10 protein-coding genes and 1 tRNA gene are annotated in these 10,559 nt (G+C 56.2%); 10 read left to right on the top strand and 1 reads right to left on the bottom strand.

Annotated elements, in window-relative coordinates; translation table 11 throughout:
- Window positions 1-74: 74 nt before the first annotated feature.
- From AC6CDK_RS16960 to AC6CDK_RS16915, 10 genes are all read left to right on the top strand, one after another.
- Entirely contained in the window at window positions 75-365 is a 291-nt protein-coding gene (locus tag AC6CDK_RS16960) for an integration host factor subunit beta (RefSeq protein WP_039643327.1), read from the top strand.
- Between the two features lie 10 nt (window positions 366-375).
- A tRNA-Leu gene (locus tag AC6CDK_RS16955) sits at window positions 376-462 on the top strand.
- Window positions 463-770: 308 nt separating this feature from the next.
- Entirely contained in the window at window positions 771-1,019 is a 249-nt protein-coding gene (locus AC6CDK_RS16950; RefSeq protein ID WP_039643328.1) for a helix-turn-helix domain-containing protein, read from the top strand.
- Window positions 1,016-2,212 carry a type II toxin-antitoxin system HipA family toxin gene (locus tag AC6CDK_RS16945; protein ID WP_192905515.1) on the top strand — a complete coding sequence of 399 codons (1,197 nt, stop codon included), beginning with the start codon at window positions 1,016-1,018 and terminating at the stop codon, window positions 2,210-2,212. Before AC6CDK_RS16950 ends, AC6CDK_RS16945 begins: the two co-directional genes overlap by 4 nt.
- Window positions 2,213-2,287: 75 nt before the next feature.
- Entirely contained in the window at window positions 2,288-4,045 is a 1,758-nt protein-coding gene (locus AC6CDK_RS16940) for an O-linked N-acetylglucosamine transferase, SPINDLY family protein (RefSeq protein WP_039643330.1), read from the top strand.
- A gap of 724 nt (window positions 4,046-4,769) precedes the next feature.
- Window positions 4,770-5,075 carry a transposase gene (locus AC6CDK_RS16935; RefSeq protein ID WP_192905516.1) on the top strand — a complete coding sequence of 102 codons (306 nt, stop codon included), beginning with the start codon at window positions 4,770-4,772 and terminating at the stop codon, window positions 5,073-5,075.
- Window positions 5,060-5,926: an IS3 family transposase gene (locus AC6CDK_RS16930; protein ID WP_192905519.1), complete on the top strand. Its 867-nt coding sequence runs from the start codon at window positions 5,060-5,062 to the stop codon at window positions 5,924-5,926. The genes AC6CDK_RS16935 and AC6CDK_RS16930 overlap by 16 nt, the downstream gene beginning before the upstream one ends.
- A gap of 484 nt (window positions 5,927-6,410) precedes the next feature.
- Window positions 6,411-6,905: a sensor histidine kinase gene (locus AC6CDK_RS16925; RefSeq protein WP_202593987.1), complete on the top strand. Its 495-nt coding sequence runs from the start codon at window positions 6,411-6,413 to the stop codon at window positions 6,903-6,905.
- A 460-nt stretch (window positions 6,906-7,365) separates the two neighbouring features.
- Window positions 7,366-8,289, top strand: a complete 924-nt coding sequence (locus AC6CDK_RS16920) for a hypothetical protein (protein ID WP_192905517.1) — start codon at window positions 7,366-7,368, stop codon at window positions 8,287-8,289.
- A 515-nt stretch (window positions 8,290-8,804) separates the two neighbouring features.
- Window positions 8,805-9,032, top strand: a complete 228-nt coding sequence (locus AC6CDK_RS16915) for a hypothetical protein (RefSeq protein ID WP_039643332.1) — start codon at window positions 8,805-8,807, stop codon at window positions 9,030-9,032.
- A 286-nt stretch (window positions 9,033-9,318) separates the two neighbouring features.
- Here AC6CDK_RS16915 and AC6CDK_RS16910 read toward each other — a convergent pair whose 3' ends face one another.
- Entirely contained in the window at window positions 9,319-10,062 is a 744-nt protein-coding gene (locus AC6CDK_RS16910) for an oxidoreductase dimerization domain-containing protein (protein WP_226048349.1), read from the bottom strand.
- Window positions 10,063-10,559: the final 497 nt, after the last annotated feature.

The raw sequence follows: 10,559 nt of genomic DNA, 5'->3' as shown, positions 1-10,559 counted from the left end.
CGGACGGCGCCGTCCGGTCCGCCGGGCGGCGCCGGCACCGCGGCAGAGTCAATCAAGCAGCAAGGAGTATTGTGATGACAAAAAGTGAACTGGTAGAAATGCTGGCGGAGAAAAACTCGTGGCTCACCCGCAAGGACTCGGAAATGGTTGTCAACATCGTGTTCGACAGCATCGCCGACGCCCTCAAGAGTGGTGAGAAGGTCGAGATCCGCGGCTTCGGAAGCTTCACCGTCCGTGAGCGCGGCGCCCGCGAGGCCCGCAACCCCAAGAGCGGCGCCATAGTCAAGATTCCCGCCAAGAAGACCCCCTTCTTCAAGACCGGCAAAGAACTCCGCGAACGCGTAAATCGTGAGTACGCCGATTAGACCCGGTACCGCCCGGATGGTGGAACTGGTAGACACAAGGGACTTAAAATCCCTCGGCAGCAATGCTGTGCCGGTTCGAGCCCGGCTCCGGGCACCAAAGACAGCGTGAATTAAATCAGTAGGTTGGTTTGGAGGGGCAGGTGCGATACCTGCCCCTCTTGCCGTTCCAGGCCGGCAGTTGACGCGACAATTGACGCAGCGTTATGGCAAAACAGCTTCCAGGCCGATGGTGTCGGATACAACCTCTTCTCACGTTACTCGTTGACCCACCTTAGGTATGCCGCTGCATCAACCCCAGGGCCCTCCGGCAGAAACTGGTCGTGGGAGCTTTGCAGTGATCTGTGTGTTTTGTATATAAAACAAAATCACCTTGATCTCAGGTATTGTATTGCATATAATGCAAGTATGCTATTCGCCATTGGAGAAGAAATACGAAACGGGCGCAAGCGGCGCAAAATTTCCCAGGGGGCAATGGCAAAAGATCTGGGGATGAGCCGCGCTACGATCAGCCAGATCGAGTCGGGAACCGTGCAGGACGTCGGTGTCCGAAAATTGATCCGTATTTTGGATTACCTCGGCCTGGAGCTGCGAGTTCGTCCGGCGGGCCGACCCCCAACGCTTGATGAACTGAGGGAGGAGAACGACACGCCATGAGTTCGTTGGCGGTATGGGCTGCAGAGTCCCGCGCCGGTCTTCTGGATCGCTCAGCGGACCGACGGCAGTACGTCTTTGCCTACGATCCGGCGGCCGAATCGCCCGCAACCCAGGTGTCGCTTACCATGCCGGTGCGCCTGGAGAGTTGGGTGAGCCGGGATCTCCATCCGATCTTCCAGATGAATCTGCCGGAAGGGGCGCTGTTGGAGGCGATTCGTCGAGCCATCTCAAAACTTGCCGGCGAGGATGACCTTTCCATCCTCCGGGTGACCGGCGGCAATCAAATCGGTCGCAACCGCTTTTCCCTTCCCGGCGCTTCCCTTCCCGGCATTGCGGAAACACGGGAATCGCTCGATGCGTTGTTGTCATACCCCGATACCGAAGAACTGTTTCACGAGTTGGTGTCGAAGTACGCTCTCCGCTCAGGGATCTCCGGCGTGCAGCCCAAAATAATGCTGGAGGCCTCGGAGCGGGGGACGGCCACGGTGGGACGTTACATCGTGAAATCCTGGGGCACGGAGTATCCGCACCTGGGGGCCAACGAGTTTTTCTGCATGACGGCCGCGCAGCGGGCCGGGTTGACGGTGCCCGAATTCCATCTGTCCGCGAATGGCGGGCTGTTCGTCATGAAGCGCTTTGATCTGTCCGCCGACGGTTCGCCGCGGGGCTTCGAGGATATGTGCGCCCTCCAGGCGCTCGGCACGGCGCAGAAGTACGGCAGCAGCTACGAACGGGTGGCGCGCAGCATCAGGGACTTCGTTTCCGGGGAGTTTCTCCAGGCCGCCCGGGAGCAGTTTTTTGCCTCGCTGGTGCTCTCCTGCATGGTGCGCAACGGCGACGCCCACCTGAAGAATTTCGGAATACTCTACGACCGGCCCGGCGCGGCCGTTCACCTGGCGCCGGTCTACGACGTGGTGACGACAGTAGCGTACCTCTCCAGGGATGTGCCTGCCCTGTCACTGGCCGGAACGAAAAAATGGTGGCCGCGCAAGGTGCTGGAAAAGTTTGCCGTGGCATACCTCTCGTTGCCGGTCGGGAAGATCGAGCATATTATTGATCAGGCGGCCGGGGCCGTGACCGATACCCGGGGTGAGCTTTCAGCGTACATGAAGGACCATCCGGCGTTCCGCCCGGTCGGCGAACGAATGCTGACCGCCTGGGACGAGGGAGTTGCCTCGCTCCGAGCCCAGTAACTACACGGGACACTGGCTGAGAACAGTGGTGCCGTCCTTGCCGGGCATGTCCATGTCTTACCCAGGGGAATCGAGATGAGCAAGATCGGGCGGAATGACCCCTGCCCCTGCGGCAGCGGGAAGAAATACAAGCAGTGCTGTTTCCACCGTGCAGCGTCCGCTGCTGCGGCTCCCAATGCCGAGCTGCTCTGGCGCGCCGGCAACGCCCACCTGGCCGGGGGCGCGCTCGACATGGCACTCTCCTGCTACCGGGAGGCCGTGCGGCTCAGGCCCGGCTTCGCCCAGGCCCACTACAACCTGGGGGTCGTCTTTCAGCAGAAAGGGCTGCTCGACGAGGCCGCCGCCAGCTTTCGGAGCGCCATTTCCTTTAATCGCGACTACGCCAAGGCCTACAACAACCTGGGCTATATCCTGGCCACCCAGGGGCGGCTCGACGAGTCGGCCGACTGCTTCAACCGGGCCATCGCAATCGAGCCCGGCTTTGCCGCGGCCTACCACAACCTGGGCACCACCCTGCGCCACCAGGGGCGGGTCGACGAAACCCTGGCCGCCTTCCGCACGGCCCACGCCATCAATCCCCACGATCCCGTCTTCCACAGCGATCTGCTCATGATGCTGCACTACAGCGACATGGACGACGAAGCCCTGTTTCGGGAGCATGTCCGTTGGGGCGAGCAGCATGCCCCGGCCGCCGCGTCCGTCCCCGCCCGCCAGTGCGACCGGGACCCCGGCCGGAAGCTGCGCATCGGCTACGTCTCCGGCGACCTGGGCAAACACCCCGTGGGCTACTTCCTGCTCCCCCTCCTGGAGAGCCACGACCGCTCGCAGTTCGAGATCTGCTGCTACTCCGAGCGGGGCCAGCGCCAGGAGGACGACGTCACCGCCCGGATCAGGGGCCATGCCGATCTCTGGCGCAGAACCATGGGCCTGGGCGACGCCGCCCTGGCCGAGATGATCCGCGCCGACGGCATCGACATCCTCGTGGACCTGGCCGGCCACACGGCCCACAACCGGCTCAAGGTCTTCGCCCTGAAACCCGCGCCGGCGCAGGTGACCTGGCTCGGCTACCCCAACACCACCGGCCTGCGCGCCATGGACTACCGCATCACCGACGCCGTGGCCGACCCCCCCGGCAGTGCCGATGCCCTGCACACCGAGCAGCTGATCCGGCTCGAACAGAGCTTTCTCTGCTATACCCCGCCCGCCGGCGCGCCCCCCGTGGGCGAGGCGCCATGCCTCACGGGCGCCGGGGTCACCTTTGGCTCCTTCAACAACCTGGCAAAGGTGAGCCCGCAGGTGATCGACGCCTGGAGCGCCATCCTGGGCCGCGTGCCCGGTTCGCGTCTCATGCTCAAGTTCAAGGGCTTTGCCGACGAAACCTGCCGCAGGCGGGTCAGCGACGCCTTCGGGGCCCGGGGCGTCTCCCCGGACCGGCTGGAGCTCGTCTCCTTCGTGGAGAACTTCAATGACCACCTGGCGCTCTACAACCGGCTCGATCTGGCCCTGGACACCTTCCCCTACAACGGCACCGCCACCACCTGCGACGCCCTCTGGATGGGGGTGCCGGTGCTCACCTGCTGCGGCACCCGCCATGTCGCCCGGGTCGGGGCCAGCATCCTCACCTGCCTGGGTTTGCCCGAGCTCATCACCCACTCGCCGGAAGAATACATCGCCGCCGCGGCCGCCCTTGCCGCCGACCCCGCCCGGCTGGCCGCCCTGCGCCGGGATATGCGCCCCCGCCTGGCCGGCTCGCCCCTGTGCGACTCCGCCGGATTCGCCCGCCGTATGGAAACGGCCCTGCGGGATATCTGGCGCCGGTGGTGCAGCGCGTAAGGCCCGCCACTCCCGCGCGATTCTCCCCCTAAAATGCGAAAGGCTGTACGGTCACGTGCCGTACAGCCTTTTCTGATTCTGTGCCTGTCCCCGCCCGAGCGGGGATCGACCGGCAGGTTGCCCTGCCTCGGTGCTACTCATTTAGGTTTTCTCCCAGCTGTTACGATATCTCGCCTCCTTTCCGGCCCGCAGGGCCAACGCAATGAAGGTGTGTAATCATACCAACTGCTTCTTCTGACCTGTTGGTATTCTTATCGGCATCCCCGGCCGAAGCTTGAGAACTATTTTTGCGATCAGCGCGGATAGTGGCGCGGCCCGTTGCCGACCGTCGAACAGTGCAATAAATCAGGAATTTCCCTAATTGATTAAATGTTAATTGCATGTTACTAACCTGAATCATTCGTTTACAGCACCAGGGGTTTCCTTATGAAACGTCGTGAAAATGCTGTGTTGCGCCTTTCCGTACCGTTCCCTCCCCAGCCGTTCGCCAAGTATTCCCCGCGATTCAGTGAAATTGACGTCCTGCTCTGGGAGCACCTCGATGTGCCCTATGACTCCGTGGTGGTGAGCCATGCGGGGCGTGTGGCCACGGGTGTTTGCTGGGGCTTCGCGGACAGAGGGGACATGCGGGCTCCGGGTGGTGCGGGGGTAGGGGGGATGCGGGTGAGCTATCTTCACTTTAGCGGACACATCAATTACTCTAACGGGAACAGGAGGTGTGTCCATGGGCAATCGACGGTACGATTCAGACTTCAAGCGTGAAGCCGTCCGTATGGTTATGGAAGATGGCCTGGGTGTTCGCGAGGTTGAACGCAGCCTCGGGATCACTCACGGAGTCTTGAAGGGCTGGGTTCAGAAACATCGGGGCAATCAAGACGCCGCTTTTGTCGGGCGCGTTGCTCCGGAGTCTCCGGAGGCTGAGTTGAAGCGTCTGCGCAAAGAGAATGAACGACTCCAGCGGGAGCGCGACATTTTAAAAAAAGCAGTGGCCATCTTCTCGACGGACCCGCATCGATATTCGGGTTCATAACCGAGCACCGCTCCCAGTACGGAGTGAAGGAGATGTGCCGCGTTTTCGGAGTGTCTCGGAGTCACTATTACGCTCAGCTCAAGGCCGAAGCGACCAAGCGGCAGCGTGAGGATCGGGCGCTGCTGATTGAAATCAAGGCGGCTTTTAACGACAGTGACCAGACCTATGGTGCGGGCCGCATTGGCCACGAGCTTCGCGCTCAAGGCACCCGAGTAGGCAAGAACCGCATATGGCGCTTGATGAAACAGCACGGGCTGAGGGTCAAGACCACACGCCGGTTCAAGGTCACGACGAATTCAGACCACAAACGGCCAGTCGCACCAAACCTGGTCAAACGTAACTTTACAGCCACGGCCCCCGATCGGCTCTGGACCGGAGATATCACCTACATCTGGACTGCCAAAGGCTGGCTTTATCTGGCAGTTATCCTGGATGTCTTCTCTCGCCGGATTGTTGGTTGGAGCATGGACAAGAGGATGACGGACACCCTGGTTATCACTGCGTTCAAAAACGCCTTGGTGCGTCGACGCCCCGATGTGGGGCTGATCTTTCACTCAGACCGTGGCTCGCAGTATTGCAGCAAAAGGTTCCAGACCCTGGTCAAGGGTGCCGATGGCCTGCAAAGCATGAGCGGAACCGGCTGCTGTTATGACAACGCCATCACTGAGTCGTTTTTCGGGACCCTGAAGCGAGAACTTGTTCACCATTGCCACTTCAGAACCCGGAGTGAAGCACAAAGCCGGATATTTCGTTACATTGAAGGCTTTTATAACCGCCGCCGTCGGCATTCGGCAGTTGGCTATCAGGCACCGGAAAACTACGAGCGACTGTTCTTCAGATCAGCCGCTTAGGGAAGCCCCCGTGTCCGCTATTGCAAAGACAGGTCACGGGTGGTGCAGGGGGGTGAGTAAGGGGGCTTCATTTCTCTGTTATGAACTGGAAATAAGTTGTTTGATTTCAGGTGGTTTGAACGTAAGGATAGAAGATGAAAAACGACAAAGTGTTCATGCTATTCTGACGGGCCGGTGGAATGGGACTATGGTCAATGTCCGTGTGGGGTGGATGGGCGGAAAAGACTTACTGGAAGATCAAAGACTATGAAGCAGCTTAGTACTGGCTGCTTGTCATGAGGATTCCGCGCACTCAGGACAACTGCATAAGGTTCCTGAAGGGCGTGAGCATCCTCGGTGTGATCATCATAACCCTAATGACTGGAGCTGTCGTTCTCTGGGGGAAATAGAGCAGGAAGAACCGAAGTTCCAACAAGGCGGTGGCAGATGGTCTTCGCTATGCTCCGCCCCAGTGCCCCCACGACGTTGTGCTGAAGGAGGAAGCATGGGCAAGCGAATGACGAAAGCCGAGGCTAATGCCCTGGTGTGGCTGATTATCATCGGACTGCCTCTTTTTGTCGTGGTGAAATTTATTGAAGCAATCGGTGTGGTTACGTTTGCTATCGGCGGAGCAGTAATAGTGGCGTTTGCATTTTGGTACACATCCTCAAGATCGAAGGCGCGGCAATTGGAGATGGAGCGGCTTAGGGAAGAGCAAAGAATTGCATCGTTAAGAGAAGCTGAACAGCGCCGATTGGCTCTTACGGCTAAATATGCTGATCCATTGTTGATAGAGAAAATTATGAGTCGACATTTTTGGCAAGGACAGACCGAAGAACAATTACGAGATTCACTCGGGCATCCTTACGACATTGACGAACGAGTTTTAAAGACAAAATCAAAGCAGATATGGAAATACCACCCAATGGGGCGCAACAGATTCGGCCTTCGAATCACCTTAGAAAATGGCCTCGTTGTAGGATGGGATGATAAGACATAATCTTTCTGATGCGAGTGTAGAGGTTGGTAGACTGCGGACCCTCTGTAAGCTGTGCAGGCAGGCGAGGTGAAGAGCTTTTTCAATCGGTGGTGGATTTTCAGGTGTGGTGGGAAGACCTACAATGCATTAAAGCAAGAACGTCCCCGGGAATTTTCCTTGGGCGTCCGAAGCACGGGGAGTGGCCGCATGGGCGGTTCGGGAGTTCAGCAGTGTAGCGTTGACTGATCTTGCCAAGAGGTTCGGACGAGACGTCTCATTCATGAGTGCCTGTAGTCAGAAGACTGGAACAGCGGCGAAAAATAGATCAAGGAATTGCTGAAAGGGTAGGACGGGTGGGACGTGAGCTTGAAGTTGCAATCTATCAAGCTTGACCCCATAACTCTTCCATGTCTAACCGCGACAGACTGCCGGCTGACGCCGCCACTGCGCTCTTCCACATTGAACATGAAGGAGGGATGAAATGAAGAATGAGCTGTTCTTGAAGTATGTAGGCGCCTTCACAGAAAACGATTCAGAAATCCCTCTTTCGGACCTCGGTAAATCCCTCGCATCATTTGAAAGACTTGTCGCTGAACTGGTTAAGATATGCCGTGTAAATGGTGAGGTTGTTGTCACTGCAACCGTTTCGCGTGAAGGTTCTCATGTAGTTGACACTATTATTCACATCAATAATGTTGCAGGACAGCTTCCATTTGATGTTCCAGAATACTTTATACAGTTTCTAAAAATGGCAGGTGATGAAAGTTGGCGACAGGTAGCCGAGCATTTTAAAGACCTCAATAACATCCGAGAAGGCCTGAACTCATACGTCGCCGATCACCCGGTAGACATTGGGGTAATAACATGGCTGATAACAAAACTCATTAACAAGGCCCGTAACCATAAGCGCAGCCCGTTCGTGGAGGACAAAGAATTACCAGCGAGAGTAGCAAAAGAACTTTACGGCTTAATAAAAAGGAATGGATTCAAGGGGTTTGTTTCGCCGATCATAAATGAATCCGTCGGGGAAATAGAGATTAGCCCTGATCGTGAGTTCAGAGCAGGCAGTGCAAAAATTAACGAGGGTAACTTTGAGGACTACTTGACGGAGGATAATGAGATCCTGCCTGATTTTGTCAACGGTGTTGAGGTAGTACTAGACGGCGAAATAACCAGCGTCAAAGGAACAAGAGGTGACAGCCTTACGTTCCAATACATTGAATCAGGCACTGTTTACAATCTTGAGCTATTTCCACCAGCCGGGAAAAATACCAAGCACTATGTTCAGTTCTATAAAGAGAGAGTTAGGGTGACAGCTATCGTCGAAAGAACTTCGATGTATAAAAAATCAAAACTACATCTGTCGGATATCGAGCAGGCTCAAGCCACGCTGAACTTTGAATGATCTAGTTCAACTAGTGGCGGTACACGGTCTCCGCTACGCTCAGCCGGTGCGCCTTGTGACGTTATGCACAATAAAATGAGGAACTTTTAAATGTGGACACTAAAGCTTATTGCAGTAATTCTCATTTCAACGTTGCTTTCTGCCTGTGTCGGAAGTTTGGCTGGGCATACAGAGTGTTCGGCGAAGATCTGAAACGTTTGAAAGGAACTCCGTTTTCTACTTCTTATGTTTATTTGGTCGGGCATCTATCCAAAAAAGTCCCAATTAAAATAAAAACCCTGAAAAACGGGAACGAAATAAGACTTTACAAAATGATTGAAAAGAGAAGGCAAGACTGTACTCATAGAAGTCGACCCCAAAACTGAAATCATTGTCGATGCCAGTGCAAAAGGGACTGAATGTTGGCGACCGTACTGATGGCGCACAACAAGGAAGATGCACCTGACAGAAAAGCCGTCAGATGACCTCCCAAACCTTTAGGCAAATCGAACTAATTCCCTGAAAAGGAGTCGTAAATGGAACGGTACATGAATCGCGGCGGAGATTCTGGAGTTTCTGCATATGAAATTGGAGACTCATTCATAAAGGTCAAGTTCAAAACATCAACTCCGATCTACGTTTACACTTACATCAAGACAGGACAGCATCATGTTGAAGCAATGAAGCAACTTGCAGTCGCAGGACACGGACTACAAGCATACATAAACCGACACAAAACAATGAGATTCGACAAGGAGCGGTAACTTAAATCTTATGGGCAGGGGGGGTGGGGTCGGACCAAGCTAACAACCTAAAGCTGCGCTAGATTTGGCCAAAAAGAACACATTCTCAGCGCTTAGAGCCTCACTTTTGCCGGTAAAACCGTCAGGGTAAGACTCCCGCTCCTCCTTTAGGGGGCTGGGGATGCTTACGAGGGGGCAGGGACGTTCCCGTAGCGGCTCTCCATCCCGAAGCCGGAGAGCCGCTTGCGATCATAACTGATGTGAGGCGGGTTATTTGGTGACGATCATAACGAGATCGATCGTTGAATTAATTGAAGTGCTGGACGGCTAGCAGAACATTTTTGGAATGAGTCGGATGGGCATGGACCGTTTTCCCTATCTGTTCCAGGGTTAGACGGTTTTCGACCGCCACTGCCATCTCGTGGATCATTTCTGTTGCCCCTTCTCCGATGATGATTGCCCCGGCGATCTGAGAGGTATCCTCCTCGATAAACAGCTTCACGAAGGCCGGCGCGACTTTGTCCACCACGGCGCGGCCATTGGGGGCCTGTGGCATGGTGAAGGCCTTAATGCCGGCCCTGGCTTCATGTGTTCCTACTGCCGCCACTTCGGGGTGACAGAACACAACTCGCGGCACAGCACGATGGTCGAGGGGGTGGCGACTGCCCTGGATAAGATTCTGGGCAAGCAGGTACCCTTCTTTTTCTGCCGCATGGGCCAGGGTCATGCCACCGATCACGTCGCCCAGCGCGTAGATGTGGGGAACGGTGGTCTGCATCATTTCGTTAACCTTGACAGCGCCCTGTTCGGTCGCTACTCCGGCAGCGTCAAGGTTCAGCCCGGCAATGTTCGCTGTGCGGCCGATGCCGACCAGTACCTTGTCGAATTCTTCGGTTGCGCTGGAGCCGTCATAATGGACATGGACCGTTCCCGCCTCGACTGAAATGCTTTTGATGGCTGCGCCTGTTTTCACCGCGATGCCCTGCTGTTCAAAGGTGGACTGCAGCGTTTTCCCGGCTTCCCTGTCTTCACGTGGCAGCAGGCTATCCATGGCTTCAACCCTTATAAGGCCCCGGTCTGTCAAGGGCAAAAATAGGCCCTGACGATTTTGAATCGCTTTTTTACATGAATCGGATCAGCAGTTTCCCTGTTCTGACTTCATTTCTAAATAATCAGAGTCAGGAACCTTTGCCAGGAGGAAAGGTCCTGCACCAAACACTTATCGAGGTTCACACCGCTGCGAGTGCTTCATCGCAGCGGCTGCGAAGGCATCTCCTTCGCGACCTGGAAACTCTTCCGTACCCTCAGCCGTCCCACTCAAAGCGTCGGGATTGAACCTGACGGAGCATCGCAGTTGTTGCCGGGCTCAGGCGAGGGGCAGAACACACTGAAACCGCAAGAAATCGATCCATGTATGTAAGGAGCGGGACGGAGCTCTAATCCAAGCGACAGGGATGCCGGGGCACTGGCATATCGACCGGTACGCGTTCGAAGACGCACCTATCATGTATCACGGTCGTGTTCATGCTCGCCCCATATGGCTCCAGT

It is taken from the genome of Geobacter sp. PheSNFMC (assembly GCF_059620965.1).
Note: the sequence above shows the minus strand (reverse complement) of the source record. Positions and strands in the feature narration are given on the sequence as shown.